The organism is Vibrio sp. OPT24 (genome assembly GCF_015163545.1).
Classification (GTDB): Bacteria; Pseudomonadota; Gammaproteobacteria; order Enterobacterales; family Vibrionaceae; genus Vibrio; species Vibrio cyclitrophicus.
Genome location: NZ_JADDYI010000081.1, coordinates 286,845 through 303,634, shown reverse-complemented (window position 1 = coordinate 303,634; position 16,790 = coordinate 286,845). Strand labels below are relative to the sequence as shown.

General features: G+C 42.2%; 19 protein-coding genes. 8 read left to right on the top strand and 11 right to left on the bottom strand.

Translation table 11 applies throughout. The features are described 5' to 3' along the window. Positions 1-17 precede the first annotated feature (17 nt). Positions 18-1,199 (bottom strand): pentaheme c-type cytochrome TorC, encoded by a 1,182-nt coding sequence (torC, locus tag IQO02_RS21675; RefSeq protein ID WP_010440053.1) that lies wholly within the window; start codon positions 1,197-1,199, stop codon positions 18-20. Between the two features lie 50 nt (positions 1,200-1,249). Further along, a complete protein-coding gene (gene torE / locus IQO02_RS21670; protein WP_010440051.1) occupies positions 1,250-1,432 on the bottom strand; it encodes a trimethylamine N-oxide reductase system protein TorE in 183 nt (60 codons plus the stop codon). 438 nt (positions 1,433-1,870) lie between these two features. Between torE and IQO02_RS21665 the strand changes: the two genes are divergently transcribed. Beyond that, positions 1,871-2,665: an ABC transporter permease gene (locus tag IQO02_RS21665; protein ID WP_016800907.1), complete on the top strand. Its 795-nt coding sequence runs from the start codon at positions 1,871-1,873 to the stop codon at positions 2,663-2,665. Between the two features lie 318 nt (positions 2,666-2,983). On the opposite strand, the gene focA is transcribed toward IQO02_RS21665, so the two are convergent. Next, positions 2,984-3,826, bottom strand: a complete 843-nt coding sequence (gene focA, locus IQO02_RS21660; protein ID WP_010440048.1) for a formate transporter FocA — start codon at positions 3,824-3,826, stop codon at positions 2,984-2,986. Positions 3,827-4,188: 362 nt separating this feature from the next. After that, positions 4,189-5,493: a hypothetical protein gene (locus tag IQO02_RS21655; RefSeq protein WP_016768568.1), complete on the bottom strand. Its 1,305-nt coding sequence runs from the start codon at positions 5,491-5,493 to the stop codon at positions 4,189-4,191. Positions 5,494-5,752: 259 nt separating this feature from the next. Here IQO02_RS21655 and IQO02_RS21650 point away from each other — a divergent pair, with 259 nt between their 5' ends. The 3 genes from IQO02_RS21650 (at position 5,753) to IQO02_RS21640 (ending at position 7,604) form a co-directional block, all read left to right on the top strand. Further along, positions 5,753-5,983: a TIGR02647 family protein gene (locus tag IQO02_RS21650; RefSeq protein ID WP_010440041.1), complete on the top strand. Its 231-nt coding sequence runs from the start codon at positions 5,753-5,755 to the stop codon at positions 5,981-5,983. A 114-nt stretch (positions 5,984-6,097) separates the two neighbouring features. Then, positions 6,098-6,952: an NAD(P)H-binding protein gene (locus tag IQO02_RS21645; protein WP_016800909.1), complete on the top strand. Its 855-nt coding sequence runs from the start codon at positions 6,098-6,100 to the stop codon at positions 6,950-6,952. A 61-nt stretch (positions 6,953-7,013) separates the two neighbouring features. Continuing rightward, positions 7,014-7,604, top strand: a complete 591-nt coding sequence (locus IQO02_RS21640) for a YdcF family protein (protein ID WP_016795086.1) — start codon at positions 7,014-7,016, stop codon at positions 7,602-7,604. A gap of 135 nt (positions 7,605-7,739) precedes the next feature. Here the strand turns inward: IQO02_RS21640 and IQO02_RS21635 are convergent, their stop codons facing one another. Beyond that, a complete protein-coding gene (locus tag IQO02_RS21635; protein WP_004734584.1) occupies positions 7,740-8,318 on the bottom strand; it encodes a thymidine kinase in 579 nt (192 codons plus the stop codon). Between the two features lie 102 nt (positions 8,319-8,420). After that, positions 8,421-9,806, bottom strand: a complete 1,386-nt coding sequence (cysS, locus tag IQO02_RS21630) for a cysteine--tRNA ligase (RefSeq protein ID WP_010440031.1) — start codon at positions 9,804-9,806, stop codon at positions 8,421-8,423. Positions 9,807-9,996: 190 nt separating this feature from the next. Between cysS and IQO02_RS21625 the strand changes: the two genes are divergently transcribed. The 4 genes from IQO02_RS21625 to IQO02_RS21610 all read left to right on the top strand — a co-directional run bounded on the left by IQO02_RS21625 (position 9,997) and on the right by IQO02_RS21610 (position 13,298). Next, the gene (locus tag IQO02_RS21625; protein ID WP_010440028.1) at positions 9,997-10,491 is read left to right on the top strand and encodes a peptidylprolyl isomerase; all 495 of its coding nucleotides are present in this window, start codon (positions 9,997-9,999) and stop codon (positions 10,489-10,491) included. Between the two features lie 88 nt (positions 10,492-10,579). After that, positions 10,580-11,314, top strand: coding sequence for a UDP-2,3-diacylglucosamine diphosphatase (gene lpxH / locus IQO02_RS21620; RefSeq protein WP_010440026.1), 735 nt, complete (start codon positions 10,580-10,582; stop codon positions 11,312-11,314). A gap of 123 nt (positions 11,315-11,437) precedes the next feature. Continuing rightward, positions 11,438-12,655, top strand: a complete 1,218-nt coding sequence (locus IQO02_RS21615) for an EAL and HDOD domain-containing protein (protein ID WP_010440023.1) — start codon at positions 11,438-11,440, stop codon at positions 12,653-12,655. A 118-nt stretch (positions 12,656-12,773) separates the two neighbouring features. Continuing rightward, positions 12,774-13,298: a YchJ family protein gene (locus IQO02_RS21610; RefSeq protein ID WP_016784629.1), complete on the top strand. Its 525-nt coding sequence runs from the start codon at positions 12,774-12,776 to the stop codon at positions 13,296-13,298. 183 nt (positions 13,299-13,481) lie between these two features. Here IQO02_RS21610 and hisIE read toward each other — a convergent pair whose 3' ends face one another. The 5 genes from hisIE to hisB all read right to left on the bottom strand — a co-directional run. Next, complete coding sequence (hisIE, locus tag IQO02_RS21605) at positions 13,482-14,132, bottom strand: bifunctional phosphoribosyl-AMP cyclohydrolase/phosphoribosyl-ATP diphosphatase HisIE (RefSeq protein ID WP_010440017.1); 651 nt, start codon at positions 14,130-14,132, stop codon at positions 13,482-13,484. Next, positions 14,129-14,902, bottom strand: a complete 774-nt coding sequence (gene hisF / locus IQO02_RS21600) for an imidazole glycerol phosphate synthase subunit HisF (protein ID WP_010440014.1) — start codon at positions 14,900-14,902, stop codon at positions 14,129-14,131. The genes hisIE and hisF overlap by 4 nt, the downstream gene beginning before the upstream one ends. Continuing rightward, the gene (gene hisA / locus IQO02_RS21595) at positions 14,884-15,621 is read right to left on the bottom strand and encodes a 1-(5-phosphoribosyl)-5-[(5-phosphoribosylamino)methylideneamino]imidazole-4-carboxamide isomerase (RefSeq protein ID WP_010440012.1); all 738 of its coding nucleotides are present in this window, start codon (positions 15,619-15,621) and stop codon (positions 14,884-14,886) included. The genes hisF and hisA overlap by 19 nt, the downstream gene beginning before the upstream one ends. 43 nt (positions 15,622-15,664) lie before the next feature. Further along, entirely contained in the window at positions 15,665-16,279 is a 615-nt protein-coding gene (hisH, locus tag IQO02_RS21590; protein WP_010440008.1) for an imidazole glycerol phosphate synthase subunit HisH, read from the bottom strand. A 24-nt stretch (positions 16,280-16,303) separates the two neighbouring features. Beyond that, positions 16,304-16,790, bottom strand: a 487-nt coding sequence (hisB, locus tag IQO02_RS22330) for an imidazoleglycerol-phosphate dehydratase HisB (RefSeq protein ID WP_228006090.1), incomplete at its 5' end; no start/stop codon positions are given.

The following is a 16,790-nucleotide window of genomic DNA, read 5'->3' as shown; positions in this document are numbered from 1 at the left end:
CTCCAATTGACGTCTTATTAGTGATGGCCTTCAGAAAAATCTGATGAGTGCTTCTGTAGATACTTAAGAACAAGTGCTTCTGTATCTGTATCGAAGTTAACGAATGCAATCATGCCATCTAGCATACCGACCCAACCGTTAGCGCTGAAGTGAGCTTCATCTGGCTGTGAGTGACACGTTGAACAGTTAGATTGGTACGCTTGACCCGCTGCGTTCCAGATTGGATCGAAGTTATCAACCATAGACTCTTTCTTCATCCAAAGTGCTAGGTTAACTTCTTCCCATGGAAGGCCAGTAAGCTCATCTTCTTTCTTCTCACCAACAGTGATTGCGTCACTTTGAGAGACTTCTTTCGTCAAGATTGCAGTCGAGATATTCATACCGAAGTCTTCTTGGATTACACGTCCGAAGCCTTTCGCTTTACGCCAACCGTCAATTTGAATCTTGATCATGTCGCCTTTTTCATCGATCACAGCAACTTTACTTGCAGGGCTTAGTAGACCCGCTTCAACTTCAGCAGTCTCATCTGTATACATTGGAAGATGACGAATAGAAATAACGTCGCTACCCGATGCGTAAGATGTGCTGCTTGCAACATTTTCTAGCTCACCAACAATACCGCTTGCCGATGCCATATCTAATGGAAGGTTGTGAGCAATACCTTTGTGACAGTCAACACAGCTTTGGTCGCGCTCTGCTGCGTTTTTCATCTGAATGCGCGCTGTTGGGCGCATGTTGTCGAAATCCATTGAATCGTAGTTGTGACAATTTTTACACTCTAGAGATTTGTTCGAAGAGAAACGATCCCATTCATGTTTAGCCAGTTCAATACGACGCGCTTCGAATTTCTCTGGTGTGTCTAGGTCACCAAATACTTGAGCGAATACTTCTTTAGATGCTTGCATCTTACGAGCAATTTTTGCTGTCCATTCATGTGGAACGTGACAGTCAGGACAAGTTGCACGTACACCTGAAGTGTTTTTCCAGTGAACCGTTTCTTGTAGCTCTACGTACACGTTGTCACGCATAGTGTGACAGCTTACACAGAACTCTTCTGTATTTGTGTGTTCTAGCGCTGTATTGAAACCGCCCCAGAAAATAACACCGGCGATAAAGCCACCCATAGTTAGTACACCAAGACTGATGTGTACTGCTGGGCGAGTCATTGTGCGCCATAATTTAACTAAAAATGATTTCATGTTTAGCTCTCTTAAATATTGATTTTAAAAAATGTTGTTACTAGAGGGCATTACATGCCGCCATGAGCACCAGGAGGTCCGAATACAAATACTTGCAGTGCCCAAACTATGAAGCCGTAACCGCCTACAAAAGCCACACTTAATATTGGAAAGAGAACAACCGCAATGAAGAGGAATGACTTCCACTCCAACGAGCGTTTTTCGCCAGTTTCAATTTTTTTAACATCACTCATACATTTTGCCTATTTTGTATTTAGTAATTCTGAGTAGCTCATTCTAAGGAGCTAAAGTTCTTGAGTATCTAACAACAAATTTTAGACCATACACAAAGTAAGGTTCAATCAAATCCCCCGTTATAACCCTTGCTAATCAATACTTTTTTGAGCTCATCCAAACTTGTTTTCAGTTAAACAAAGTTATTAAAAACTATTAACAAATGTGAAGAATTAAGTATATTTCACAAATGTTAAAAACAAACATTTGCGCAACTATTTGGCAACCAATTTTAACCTTTTACCTACTAAGTAGTAGCTAAAAAAGCCTAAAATCACCAATATTTTGTGTTTTGTTTGTTAAATCATTGGGTGTTTTTTTGAGTAAGCTGGAATGAAGCTAAAATGCATCATTTAACACTTTCATATATGATGTGTATCCACTTAAAAGGAAGCACTATGCAAGACGTTATTGATATATCTTGGTGGCAATTGTTGTTATTCAGTACACTTCTAGTACTCCCCATAGGGATAAATTACTGGCTAAAACTGGGCCTTGGCAAAGAAGCTTTTATCGGTATTGTTCGCATGGTTGTGCAGCTGTTTCTTGTCGGTCTCTACCTAGAATATTTGTTCACTCTGAACAGTTTGTGGATCAATGTATTGTGGCTGTTCACCATGATAATCGTCGGTGCAAGCTCGATTGTTGAAAAGTCTAAACTACCGAAAAACCTACTTTTGGTCCCAGTTGCCGTGAGCCTCTCTGTTACATGTGTGCCCGTAGTCATGTTTATCTGCTTCTTTATTATTAAACCGACACCGATTTTGAACGCGCAATACCTTATCCCTATCGCAGGAATGTTATTGGGTAATAGCTTGAGCAGTAATATTGTGGCACTGCAGAACTTGTTTGGCGCTTTTGAGACGCAGAAGTCAGAATATGAAGCGGCAATCGCTTTAGGCGCTGCTCCAACCTATGCTGCAGCGCCTTTTATACGTAATGCTATACAGAAGGCGATGTCTCCTATTATGGCTTCCATGGCAACCACAGGCTTAGTGACACTTCCAGGAATGATGACAGGACAAATCCTAGGTGGTGCTTCACCAATGATTGCTATCAAATATCAGCTTATGATCATGTTGGCGATTTTCGTGATGATGAGCTGTTCTTTGGCACTCTCACTTCACCTAGCTTTGAAGACCTCTCTAACAAAAGAAGGTCGAGTTCTCGCCCGTATACAACCAACAAACTAGCTACCTCCTCCCCTCAGTTCTGGTTACTCACCGAATTTGAGACAGGTTATCCACAGAAATTGTGGATAACCAAATCAACATCGATCCTTTTTTGGTCACTTTGACTCAACAAAAGATCATTGCCATTGATCCTTGGGGGTTTTCAAAGACATATACACACATGAAAATCAGCGTTGTTGGGCGTTCGTTTCAATAATTAGAGAAATGAATAAGTAAGTTTTCCACAAATAAAAAACGGCCTGCAATGCAGACCGTCTTGTAAATGTCATAAGTCAGTTCAGCGTTTTTACTGAACCCGAGTTAATTTTGTAAACTGGATTAATCGCGTAAGTAAATTAGCCAATACCACATACCCACAAAGATACCGCCGCCAATGATGTTGCCTAAAGTCACAGGTAACAGGTTGTTCATTAAGAAATCCATCATGTTTAGGTCAACATAGTCGGCAGGGTTAGCACCCGTCATTGTCCAGAATTCAGCGGGAGCAAAGGTTTTAATTCCGATAGCGAGTGGTACTTGGAACATGTTCGCAATACAGTGCTCAAAGCCTGCCGACACGAACATCGCGACAGGTAAAATCATTACTGCGATTTTGTCCGTTAATGTACGGCCACTGAATGTCATCCACACCGCAATACAAACCAAAACATTACACATGATGCCTAACGCGATAGCTTGGATAAAATCATGGTGCATCTTGTGTTGTGAAATAGCCATGGCATTCAAGCCCACTTGTCCGTTGTCGAACATGTATTGTTTGGTCAGAAGCATACAAGCTACTAGTAGCAACGCGCCAATCAAGTTACCGATATAAACCGTAGCCCAGTTCTTCATCAGGGTACGCCAGCTAATTTTTCCGCTCGCTCTTGCCACTAACGTTAAAACAGAGCTAGTAAATAGCTCACCACCAGTCACGACGACTAGAATCAAGCCCAAGCTAAATGCAAGGCCACCCAATAAGCGAGTAATACCCCATGGTAAATCACCCGCACCCGTCGTTACGATGGTATAGAATACAAAGGCAATACCGATATGAATACCCGCAGAAATAGCGAGAAGAAAAGATTTAATGGGATCTTTGGTTGCTTTACCTACGCCAATATCTGCAGCGCGCTCAGCCATTTGTGGCGGTAATAATGAGTCAAATTGGTTTAGATTCATGTGATTTACATTTTGAAACATGTTGTCGGGGAGCGCGATAATCCTCTCTTTCATTTCTTAATTCAAGAGCTATTTTTCTCACAAATTCACTTTAACTATGCATAAAGCACTAAATTCTGAATGATATTAAAATTTCATACGACTTTAGTAGTAAAATCAAAACTATTATGAATGAATCGTTATCAACAATAAAAATAACACATCCATAAATATCAACAGGTTACGAAAAAACCAAAAGAATAACGTACACTCTAACCGTGTTTAACGGGCTTTTATTTCGAGATTTTGATATAGATCAACAGAACGTAAAAAAGCGCCCTTAGGCGCTTTTAAGTCAGTCACAAATAAAGACATTAGTTATGCTAAACTGCTGGCTCAATCACTTCTTCTGATGGTTGTGTTAAAGTCTCATCTTCAAGGTTAGATTCAACGTTAGAAGGAACAAGATCAGAATCGCTTCCGTTAGCAACTTTACCATCTAATCCTTTCAAACTATCCACCAGCTCTTCTAAGCTCTTTATGTGTGCATCGCTCTTGGTGACCTGCTCACCTAATAACTCATTGTGCTTAGTCGCTTCAAACAATTGCTGAGCTTGCTTTTGATTATCGCTTTCTAACTTAACTAATTGTTCAGTCAAAGCTTCAATCTCTGACTTTAATAAAGATGTCATATCCGAACTTTTTAATGCCTTAACGCTAGCAACAATCTTTTGAGATTGGAGGCGCAACACAACATCACGATAGTCCTTGTCATTAATTACCTGAGAAATACTTAACAATTGGTTCTCTGCATTCAATACCGTTTGCTCAAATCGATCACCTTTCACGCTCGCAAGTAGCTTTACTTCGTGCGCTACACTACGTACATGGTTCAATTCAAACTCTGCAGCTTGAACGGCATCTTCAATAATCGATTTTTCGCGTGGGCTCGCTTTCACTTGGCTTTCAGCTAATGCTATTTGAGAAGCGGCCTTTGCAAACGTTAAGGGAACCACATCATCAAAATCTTCGTCTTCCAAAAATTCTAATTCGTTCTTCAAAGGCTCAATATATTTTTTATGAGCAACTTTGACTTCTAACAGACGAGCACTATTGAGGAATTCGATCTGTGCTTCCTGAGCATCTTCTAACTCATCAACCAATACATATTCGAATAGCTCGCTGTACTCTGAATACAACTTCTTATAGCTCGATGTAAACATGGTGTCCGCACCAAGAAACTGAAGGTATTCCATTTGTACTATCGAATCGGCTAGCACTCGATCGGCTTTTTTCTTCAAAACTAAAATCGAATCATAGTTAGATTTGATCAGAGCAATTTTTTCATCAAAAGCTTCGGCATAAGTTAGGCTCGAGAAAATCGAATAACTTTTAGATAATCGACTCTCATCTTTCAGTAAATCTGCATAAATATTTTCAGCATCATCCCATGCATCTAGAAGTTCATGGTAATTCTCCGGAGCATAAAGAGACAATTGAGCATGATCTTCAAGTTTAATTTCCCATTGGGAGTAAACACTTTGGAGAGACTGAAAAGAACGGACCTCTGTTGTAGATTCATTATTATTTGTGATTTGGTTCGCGTCTGTCTGCTCTGAGGGTGTGCTTTGACAACCTGAGATAGCAAATAGCATACTAATTACCAATGCTACTTTGTTAACTCTCACTGATGCATTTCCTTTTTGTACAATATTAGCTGCATGCAATATCTTTCTAGTCACACAATATATTACAACCACTTAGCAATAGACATCACTCATGATGTAAACGTGTGTAAATTACCCAATTTAACCAAAATAAGTCCTTCATGCGATGATTAATCATTCAATTTGGTATCACTTATCAATTCTATTTATTTGCTATTGCCTGAGCTGTCAATGCGCACTAAGGTGAAGGTAGAGAACGTTATGAATATATAGGTTAATTATGAAGTACAACGCTGAACATATTGCTGATTTAAACCTCCTTCTTCAATTTGATGTAAGTAGCGCTGCTACCGGAATTAAAGTTCATCAAGAGGCTGCTCAAGAAACTCAAGACGCCGTTAAGCGCCTATTCGAAAAAAACCTTTGCACTCAGCCAGACGGCGGTTACCTAACAGATGAAGGTATCGAGATGGCAGAACGCGCAGATAAGCTCATTCGCGTACTAAACTAAAGCTCGATTGTTCTAGAAAAAACTCCACTTGCTTCGGCCGTGGAGTTTTTTCATTTTTAGCCAAAGGTTTGTTAGGCTTAATGTAAATTCGTCATTTGCAGTTGTGAGGAACACATGGCTTCTATATTTATTGTTGGTGCAGGCTGGGTTGGTGTCCCCTTATCTGAACATCTCGTCAAACATGGTCACCGAGTCGTCGTTACGAAGACCACTCAGTCAGGCGCTGATGCTATTGGCAACGAATGCATTCCTTGTGAAGTGTTCAGTTTTGATGCCGCGCAACCTGAACGCTCTATTGGCCGACTCTACTCACTCCTACTGGAAAACAACACTGAAATCGTCATTGGCAGCTTCCCTCCAGGCTTTAGAAAAGGCGCAGGACAAGAGTATGCCACTTACTGGAAACAGTTAACGACGGCTTGCAAAAAAGCTAACATAAAGAAACTGCTCATGGTCAGTTCAACAACGGTCTACCCTACTAAGCCCGGCGTTCTGCACGAACAGGATGCGTCACTGAATCTATCAAACTCAGATAACGGCCATGCACCTTCATTTTCTGATAACGCACGAGTCATGTTGCGAGCTGAGCAGTCAGTGATTGATTCAGATATCGATTATACCATTCTTCGCTTTAGTGGATTAATTGGTCCGAATCGTCATCCGTCAAGATTTGCCAGTAGACTTAGACAAGTCAGCTCTAAGGCTCCCGCCAACATGCTTCACCTTGATGACGCAATTAACGCGGTCGACTTCGCTATTAGTCAGCTGCACAACGAAGTGGTCAACGTGACGACGCCAAATACGGTCAGTAAGGCGGAATTTTATGCCGCGGCATTGAAAAGCGCCAACAGTAGTGAACCTTTACCGCCCATTGTTGATACACCAGACAAGCTGATCTCTTCGAAAAAGATTCTCGACTTAGGCTACTCGTTTAAGTTCAATTCCACACTGGACGCACTTCATGACTGAACTATCGATTATAAACCCCAAGGTTAAATTGCATCGTTCCATAGACATCCTTTGGAATTTTATGTCGATGAACCATAACGTAGAAACTTCAGACTGCATTTTTGTGTTATGTAGCAACGATACTCGGGTTGCTGAATACGCGGCAGATCTCTATCACCAAAAAGTAGCGCCTTACATCGTTTTCTCAGGCGGAGTGGGACGTTTTACTGAGGGAAATTTTGAATGCTCAGAAGCTGAAACATTTGCCGCTATTGCCAGAGATTGTGGAGTACCTGATTCAGACATTTTGATTGAAAAACACGCGACTAATACTGGCGAAAATGTCCGTTTTACCTATGACTTGCTTACAAAACGTGGGCTATCACCGAAGCGACTGACCTTGGTACAAAAGCCCTTTATGGAAAAACGTACCTACGCAACATTCAGCAAACAATGGCCAGAACAGGCGGCGGAAATTAGAGTGACTTCGCAATGGCAAAGTTGGGTCAATTACTTTAACGAAGAGTTGCCACTGGACATGGTACTAGGGGCTTTAGTTGCCGACTTTGAAAGAATCAAAACGTACCCTGCTCAAGGATTTCAGATTGAAATGCCAATCCCTGATGACGTTGACCATGCTTACAAAGTATTGAAGAAACTGGGTTTCGAATAAAGCTTTAGGTAACGTAATAGTACGTTTCAGGAAACAAAAACGGTGGCATTTGGCCACCGTTTATTATTCTTAGCTTTTATTTTAGATTACTAATTTTTGCTTTGTTTCCTTAAGCAAAATCAACCAAAGAGCCGTTTATTTACCTAACGCTTCTTTATAGTGCAAACGGCAAGCAGAAACATACTGGTCATTACCACCAATAGCCACTTGGTCACCTTCAGCAATCGCAACACCGTGCTCATCAGTACGAATCACCATATTCGCTTTACGACCACAGTGGCAAATCGTTTTCAGCTCAACTAACTTGTCGGCCCAAGACAATAAGTAACGGCTACCTTCAAACAGCTCACCCAAGAAGTCAGTGCGCAAACCGTAGCAAAGTACAGGAATGTGCAGCTTATCTACGACTTCTGTTAGTTGGTAAACCTGCTCTTTCGATAAAAACTGACACTCATCGATCAAAACACAATGACGCTTTTCTTCTTCATTAAGTTTTTGGATAGCGTCAAACATATTAGTGTCGTTTTTAAACAGTTGAGCTTCAGATTGCAGACCAATTCGTGAGCTCACTTTACCAATACCATAGCGGTCGTCTAACGCTGCGGTAAAGATCACTGGCGTCATACCACGCTCTTGATAGTTAAAAGAAGATTGAAGAAGCGTTGTTGATTTACCCGCATTCATTGCCGAGTAATAAAAATACATCTGAGCCACAGAAATATTCCTGTTAATTAAAAGTTGAAGATAAAAGCAAAGGTGAAATTAAAGAATTTTTGCTAGAAAAAAGGGCTGAAAATCAGCCCTTTTTTATAAAGTTTACTTACGACGCCAAGTCGTGCCTTCTGGACCATCTTCCAGAACAATACCCAACTCGTTCAACTTGTCACGTGCAAGGTCAGCGTTAGCCCAATCCTTTGAAGCACGAGAATCATTACGTAGCTTAATCAATGCTTCAATTTCTGCTACTTCGTCGTCATTACCAGCAGCATCACCTTTAAGGAAAGCTTCTGGGTCTTGATGAAGAATACCGATGATGTCGGCAAGTTCACGCATCAATGCACCGAGAGCGCTTGCTTTTTCAATACTTTCTGTCTTGATACGGTTAATATCACGAGCCATTTCAAACAGCACTGAATAAGCTTCAGGTGTGTTGAAATCATCGTTCATCGCAGTAGAGAAACGAGTTACATATTCTTCACCACCAGCCGGAGCTGCTGTTAGATCCAAGCCACGAAGTGACGTGTAGAGGCGTTCTAATGAAGCACGTGCTTGATTTAGGTTATCTTCACTGTAGTTTAGTTGGCTACGGTAGTGGCCAGACATTAGAAAGTAACGTACCGTTTCGGCATCGTAATGAGCTAGCACATCACGAATCGTGAAGAAGTTGCCTAATGATTTAGACATTTTTTCTTTGTCTACCATTACCATACCACTGTGCATCCAAGTATTTACATACTGAGTACCATGTGCGCAGCAAGATTGTGCAATCTCGTTTTCGTGGTGAGGGAATTGTAGATCTGAACCGCCGCCGTGGATATCGAAGTGATTACCAAGAATAGAAGAGTTCATTGCTGAACATTCAATGTGCCAACCTGGACGACCTGGACCCCATGGCGATTCCCACGTAGGTTCACCTGGCTTAGACATTTTCCAAAGAACAAAATCTAATGGGCTGCGTTTTGCAGAGTCAACATCGACACGAGCACCAGCTTGAAGCTGATCTAAGTCTTGCTTTGAAAGCTTACCGTATTCATCGAACTTCTTAACTTCGAACATCACATCGCCATTGCTTGCTACGTAAGCAAAGCCGCGTTGAATTAGCTTTTCTACTAACTCAATGATCTCAGTGATGAATTCTGTTGCACGAGGCTCTACATCTGGGCGTTTCATATTCAATGCATCGAAATCTGCATGCATTTCACCAATCAAGCGCTCAGTTAAAGAATCACAAGACTCGCCGTTTTCGTTAGCGCGTTTGATGATCTTGTCATCGATATCAGTAATGTTACGAACGAAGTTCAAATCGTAACCAAGGTAACGAAGGTAACGAGTTACTACGTCGAAAGAAACGAACGTACGGCCATGACCAATATGACAGAGATCGTATATGGTTACCCCACAGACATACATACCGACTTTGCCAGCTGTAATTGGTTTGAATTCCTCTTTCTGTCTTGTGAGCGTGTTATATATCTTCAGCATGATCTCTATCTATTTTATGGATTAATCAAAAATAAGCTCGCAGTATAACAAGTCATACCTTAATAGGTAATCCCCCAAAGCAGGAATTACCTCAAACATCTGAGTTAAGTGAATGATTTGGTGATTTGAAAGTCCGCCAACATGCGCTAGAATTCGAACTTCATATTAAAAAGACAGTAAGGTAACAATCATGATCATCCTTCACACAAATTTTGGTGACATCAAAGTTCAACTTAACGAAGAAAAAGCACCAGAAACAAGCGCAAACTTTCTACAGTATTGCCGTGACGGTTTCTACGACAACACACTATTCCACCGTGTTATCGATGGTTTCATGATTCAAGGCGGTGGCATGACTTCTGGCCTTAAAGAAAAAACGACTCGCGCTACAATCAAGAACGAAGCAAACAACGGCCTAGCTAACAAAGTAGGTACACTTGCAATGGCTCGTACTATGGAACCACATTCAGCGAGCTCTCAGTTCTTCATCAACGTGAACGACAATTCTTTCCTAAACTTCCGTAGCGAAAGCCTAGACGGTTGGGGTTACTGTGTATTCGCAGAAGTTGTTGAAGGTATGGACATCGTAAACAAGATTAAAGGTGTTAGCACTGGTTCTATGGGTATGCACCAAGATGTACCTCTAGAAGAAGTGATCATCACTGGTACTACAATCGAAGCTTAATTACTCGCTTTCGATTAGTATTAATCATTACCATTGGTGAACCGATAAATCAGGATACAGGGAGCGAATCGCTCCCTTTTTTAGACCTATGAAAACATATTTTATATCAGATCTGCACTTAGCCCCGTCGCGACCAGACATCACAGATTGTTTCTTAACCTTCATGAAAAACGAAGCCGTAGAAGCGGATGCACTGTATGTACTTGGTGACCTTTTCGAGTTCTGGATTGGTGACGACGATACGAGCGATTTCGCTACTTCCATTCGCCAAGCATTTATTGATCTAGTTAACACTGGCGTGCCTTGTTATTTCACTCAGGGCAACCGGGACTTTTTAGTTGGTAAAAAGTTTGCCAAACAAACGGGCGTCCAACTACTAGATGAAGTTTCAACGATCGATATCTACGGACAAAAAGCCGTGGTATTACACGGTGATACCTTGTGCACTGAAGATGTAAAGTATCTCGCCTTCCGTGAAAAAGTACATCAGCCCTGGCTACAATGGGTATTCAATAGAATTCCATTCTTTATCAAAAAGAAAATTGTTTCTAAGGTTCAATCCGATATCAAGGACGACAAGCAGACTAAGTCTTTAGACATCATGGACGTAACACAACAAGAAGTTGAAAATGTGATGGCGCAAAATAATGTAGATCTCATGATCCACGGTCACACGCACCGCCCAGACATTCATAGGTTCAATACCAATAGTTGCACTAAAACTCGTATCGTACTTGGTGATTGGTACACGCAGGGCTCAGTTCTGGTATTCACTCCGCAAAGTTTTGAACTACAGAATCGTGAGTTTAGCAACCGCTTTTAACGTCACTCCTCATCTTTCACATTGATTATTATTATGGGTCAGACTTTCTAAGATTGTAGATGGTAATTTTTCTCCAATTAGCTATTATCTCTGTATCAGAACTAAACCGAACACAGTACGAAGTTGAAATATTCATATGTAGCGCGTCAGCCAATACTCGATGCTGACAAGAAAACCATAGGTTACGAGTTGCTATTCAGGGACGGTCCTAAGAACACTTTCCCTGAAGTAGAACCGGAACTCGCTACAAGCCGCTTGCTTTCCGATCACTTCCTATCAACTCACTATAATACGCTTGGTGATAAGTTGGGGTTCGTGAATTTTCCTTATGCAAGTCTGATTAACTTAGTCCCTACCCTCTTTCCGAAAGAAAGCCTCGTTGTTGAGGTTCTTGAAGATTGTGAACCAACGGACGAATTGCTTGAAGCGATCAAAACCATTTACGACGCGGGTTATACCATCGCGTTGGACGACTTTGTGCCAAGCAAAGCATGGAAACGTTTCTTGCCTTACGTATCTATCATTAAATTTGATATTCGTTTGATCTCAATAACAAAAGCATCAATGTTCATGAACTCTATGAGAGAATTGGATATCAAGTTTCTTGCCGAAAAAGTTGAAACTTACGATGAGTATCAAGAAGCGAAACAAGCCGGATTTTCTTATTTTCAGGGTTACTTCTTCAGTAAACCGGAAATGATCCAAACTCGCGCACTTAGTCCTGCTTTTCTGACTATCGTTCAGTTACTAAAAGAAATAGCCCACGATCCTATCGATTTCAGTGAAGTCGAACGTTTGATCACATTGGATGTAACACTCTCTTATAAGCTACTCACCTACGTAAACTCTGCGGGCGGTTCAGCGACGACTATCCGTTCATTTCGCCAAGCACTCATTTACCTTGGGGAACAGAAACTGCGTAAGTTCGTTTCACTAGTGGCAATCGCATCTGCGAAAGAAGATAAACCGGATTCACTTTATGGTTTAGCGGTACTGCGCGCTCGTCAATGTGAACTGTTAGTAGAAAAGATGAATGTGAAAGTTGAACCTGGACAAGCCTTTTTAACCGGCATGTTCTCGCTACTCGATTCACTCTTTGATCAGCCTTTAAAGCAAGTATTGGACTCAGTACCCATCGATGAAGAGATCAAACAAGCTCTTATTCAGCGTAAAGGTGTACTTGGTGCGATCATGGCGATGGTCATTGCGTACGAGCAAGCTCGCTGGGATGAAGCGACACGCATTCGTAAGCTGCTCAAACTGAGCGAAGCAGACCTCGGACAAGCGTATGATGAGGCCACTACTTGGGCTCAAGATCTGTTATCACCTTCATTGAAATAATACACTCCCTACAAAAACAGCAATAGAAACTAAGCTTTGGTGAGCGATCGTTTCTTGCTAAACTCCAATGCATTCATTTATGGCCTCTTAATCGAGGCCATTTTTACAGGAACTGACTATGTCTTTATGCCCTTGTGGTAGCAAAAATACTTACCAACAGTGCTGTGAATCCGCACATCTTGACCACAATTCAGTCGAAACACCTGAACAATTGATGCGCTCACGCTATTCTGCACATGTACTTGGTTTGGTTGATTATGTGGTTGCTACTTACCACCCGACTTGTAATGCAGAAGCGCAGAGAGAAGGTATTGCTGAATCCATTGATAGTGATTGGGCGGGTTTAGAAGTCATCGATACTGCCGCAGGTTCACATGAGAACGAAGGCTTTGTTGAGTTTAAAGCTTACTTCAACGACGGGGCTGAGCAGTTCTGTATGCAAGAACGTTCTCGCTTTGTTCGTGAAGACGGTATTTGGTTCTACATTGATGGCGCTTTCCCCAATCAAGAAAATGAACAAGAAGACGCAACACAACCAGAGATAGATCCTCGCCTAAACCAAACTGTAGAGAGCTTCAAGATCGGCCGCAATGACCCGTGTATTTGTGGTAGCAGTAAGAAGTATAAAAAGTGCTGCGGCTAACTCATGTGTCTAGGAAGTTAGATTAAGAGGAGAGTTTCCTGATGTCGCTTAGACTCCTCGGAATGACGAGGCCTAAAGTCGAAGAGATATGCTCAAGAATTGAATGCTAAAAAAGCCCCGTAAACATAATTGTTTAAGGGGCTTTTATTTATCTGTTACGTAGTCGATTAATCTAAAGAGAGCTTACTTATGGCGCTCTTTTAATTTGTTCACCACATCGTTCATCGATAAGCCTTGGTCTTGTAAAAGAACCATCAAGTGGTAAATCAAATCTGCTGATTCACACACTAATTCCGCCTTATCGCCCGACGTCGCCGCAAGCGCGACTTCAACGCCTTCTTCGCCCACCTTTTGCGAAATACGCTTGGTGCCACGGGCATATAAACTGGCAGTATAAGAAGACTCAGGGTCTGCGTCCTTGCGGGCAGCCAGTAGCTGCTCAAGCTGATGAAGCCACACCATCTGTGTTTCTTCTTGTTTGTCTCCATCCCAACACGTTGTTGTACCTGTGTGGCACGTTGGGCCAATGGGATTTACCTTAACAAGTAAAGTATCGTTATCGCAGTCCAAAGCGATGTTTTTCAGTTGCAATACGTTGCCCGACGTTTCACCTTTCGTCCAAAGACGCTCTTTAGTACGAGAGAAAAACGTAACATTGCCAGTTTCACCGGTTTTCTCAAGTGCTGCAGGGTTCATGTATCCCATCATTAACACTTGGCTAGATTGGTAATCTTGAACAATGGCAGGAACTAAACCATCTACTTTTTCCCAGTTAATACGCTCTGATAATGCGCCTACTGTTGTTTTTGATAAGCTTGCGGTTTCAAAACTCATAGTCGCACCTCTACATCTTGTTGTTTTAAATACTGTTTAAGTTCACCAATATTGATGACTTGTTTGTGGAATACCGAAGCCGCTAGTGCCCCGTCCACGTTTGTCTTCTTGTAGGCTTCAGCAAAGTGTTCCATCGCACCTGCACCACCAGACGCAATCAAAGGTACATTACACACTTCGCGTACCATGTTTAACTGATCAATATCGTAGCCATTACGAACACCATCTTGGTTCATCATGTTTAACACAATCTCACCTGCGCCACGCTTTTGTACTTCCTTCACCCAATCTTTGGTTTCCCACTTGGTTGCTTTAGTACGCGCTTCATCGCCAGTGAACTGGTAAACCTGATATTTACCGGTATCTTTATCGAAGTATGAATCGATACCAACAACAATACACTGCACGCCAAACTTATCAGCAAGGTCAGTAATCAGTTGTGGGTTAGCCAATGCAGGCGAGTTAATTGAGACTTTATCTGCACCAAACTCAAGAATGCGTGCTGCATCTTCCGCTGACTTGATACCACCAGCCACACAGAAAGGAATATCAATCACTTCTGCTACGCGTTTCACCCAGCTTTTATCGACCACACGTCCATCACTTGATGCAGTGATATCGTAAAACACTAATTCATCGGCGCCCTCTTCTGCATAGCGTTGTGCTAGCGGAACGATGTCACCAATAATTTCGTGGTTGCGGAATTGAACGCCCTTAACCACTTGTCCATCACGGACATCCAAACAAGGGATTATTCGCTTTGCCAGCATGCAAATGCCTCCTCTGCGGTGAATTTGCCATCAAGCAGTGCGCGACCAACAATCACACCCGCAACGCCGCTGCCTTTCAGAGCTTCGATATCAGCTAGGCTGCCAATGCCACCCGATGATTGAAATTGTACTTGTGGGTACTGCTTACAAAGGTCAATGTATAACTCTACGTTTGATCCTTCTAGCGTGCCATCACGTGAAATATCTGTACAGAGAACGTGTTTGAGGCCAACCGTTAGGTAATCTTCAATTAGCGCTTCGATGGTCACACCTGAATCTTCTTGCCAACCTGAAATCGCCACTTTACGTGTGCCGTTTTCATCAATGTTGATGTCCAGAGCAAGTACGATTTTTTCAGCGCCGTATTTTTCCATCCAACCTTTCACAAGTTCAGGTTGTTTAACAGCAGTCGAGCCAACCACAACGCGCTGTGCGCCGGCTTCTAGCAAATCAATTACATCTTGTTCATTGCGAACACCACCACCAATTTGAATATTGGCTGGTGTGCTTGCAAGTAGCTTGGCGATTAAGTCTAGCTGGCGAGCTGTTGTATCTTTTGCGCCGGTTAAGTCTACTAGGTGAAGCCAACCTGCGCCTGCTTGGTGATACAGATTAAACTGCTCTGCTGGGTCTACTTTGTATTCTGTTACTTGCCCGTAATCGCCTTGGAATAAGCGAACTACTTGGCCTTCAATTAAATCTAATGCGGGAATAATCATTTACATTCCTTATAGGGCAGCGTTAGCCGATGCCTAATCCTTATTACAGTTCCAAGAAGTTTTGAATCAATTTAGAGCCTGCTTTTGACGAACGCTCTGGGTGGAACTGAACACCATAATAGTTGCCACTTTGAACGGCAGCGGTAAACGGATTGCCGTAATCACATTGTGCGATTGTGTAGTCACCTACTGGCATTGCAAAGCTATGTACGAAGTAAAAATACTCGCCTTCTTCAATGTCTTTAAATAGCGGGTGATTCGGTGTTGCGGTTACAGTGTTCCAACCCATGTGTGGTAGTGGCAAATCACCCGTTTCAAGCAAGCGAACTTCGCCATCACACAAACCTAAGCATTCCACTATCTCGTCGGCTTTTTGGCCTTTCTCTTGAGACAGTTTACCTAACAGTTGCATACCTAAACAGATACCAAGCAGAGGCTTCTCGACTTGCTTCACAAGGCTAACGAGGTCACGCTCTTGCAAATTCTTCATTGCCTCACTTGCTGTACCTACACCGGGTAGGAATAACTTATCGGCAGCTAGAACAACTTTTGGTTCTTTCGAAATTTCAACTGCGTAGCCCAGACGTTCAATCGCAAACTTCACTGAGGAAACGTTGGCACAACCAGTATCAATAATAACGACTTTTTGATCTTTCATTGTTTTTCCTTGCTAACGTTAGCCTTACAGTACGCCTTTGCTGCTTGGTAACTCGTTACCTTCAACTTTAATTGCTTGACGAAGAGTACGACCAAACGCTTTAAATAGGCTTTCAATGATGTGGTGGTCATTATTGCCATTAGAAGAAAGGTGTAGCGTACAAGCTAGCGTATCGGTTAGAGAACGGAAGAAGTGAACCACCATCTCAGTCGAAAGATCACCCACTTGTTCGCGGCTGAACTTAGCATCAAATTTCAGGTATGGGCGGCCAGAAAGGTCTAGTGCACACTGCGCCAAACATTCATCCATTGGTAGACTGAAACCAAAGCGGCCAATCCCACGTTTATCACCTAGCGCATCTTTAAGTGCTTGGCCTAGAGCTAAAGCCGTATCTTCTACTGTGTGGTGATCATCAATGTGTAGATCGCCTTTCACAGTTAGATTCATCTGGAAACCACCGTGTGTCGCGATTTGATCAAGCATGTGATCGAAGAAACCCATGCCCGTATCG

Bases quoted from the DNA above. Each gene is read 5' to 3' on its own strand.
- IQO02_RS21650 (WP_010440041.1), top strand. From the start codon at position 5,753: ATGAAGTACAACGCTGAACATATTGCTGATTTAAACCTCCTTCTTCAA.
- torE (WP_010440051.1), bottom strand. From the start codon at position 1,432: ATGAGTGATGTTAAAAAAATTGAAACTGGCGAAAAACGCTCGTTGGAG.
- cysS (WP_010440031.1), bottom strand. From the start codon at position 9,806: ATGCTGAAGATATATAACACGCTCACAAGACAGAAAGAGGAATTCAAA.
- IQO02_RS21665 (WP_016800907.1), top strand. From the start codon at position 1,871: ATGCAAGACGTTATTGATATATCTTGGTGGCAATTGTTGTTATTCAGT.
- hisF (WP_010440014.1), bottom strand. From the start codon at position 14,902: ATGCTGGCAAAGCGAATAATCCCTTGTTTGGATGTCCGTGATGGACAA.
- focA (WP_010440048.1), bottom strand. From the start codon at position 3,826: ATGAATCTAAACCAATTTGACTCATTATTACCGCCACAAATGGCTGAG.
- torC (WP_010440053.1), bottom strand. From the start codon at position 1,199: ATGAAATCATTTTTAGTTAAATTATGGCGCACAATGACTCGCCCAGCA.
- hisH (WP_010440008.1), bottom strand. From the start codon at position 16,279: ATGAAAGATCAAAAAGTCGTTATTATTGATACTGGTTGTGCCAACGTT.
- IQO02_RS21645 (WP_016800909.1), top strand. From the start codon at position 6,098: ATGGCTTCTATATTTATTGTTGGTGCAGGCTGGGTTGGTGTCCCCTTA.
- hisIE (WP_010440017.1), bottom strand. From the start codon at position 14,132: ATGAGTTTTGAAACCGCAAGCTTATCAAAAACAACAGTAGGCGCATTA.
- IQO02_RS21610 (WP_016784629.1), top strand. From the start codon at position 12,774: ATGTCTTTATGCCCTTGTGGTAGCAAAAATACTTACCAACAGTGCTGT.
- hisA (WP_010440012.1), bottom strand. From the start codon at position 15,621: ATGATTATTCCCGCATTAGATTTAATTGAAGGCCAAGTAGTTCGCTTA.
- IQO02_RS21625 (WP_010440028.1), top strand. From the start codon at position 9,997: ATGATCATCCTTCACACAAATTTTGGTGACATCAAAGTTCAACTTAAC.
- IQO02_RS21640 (WP_016795086.1), top strand. From the start codon at position 7,014: ATGTCGATGAACCATAACGTAGAAACTTCAGACTGCATTTTTGTGTTA.
- lpxH (WP_010440026.1), top strand. From the start codon at position 10,580: ATGAAAACATATTTTATATCAGATCTGCACTTAGCCCCGTCGCGACCA.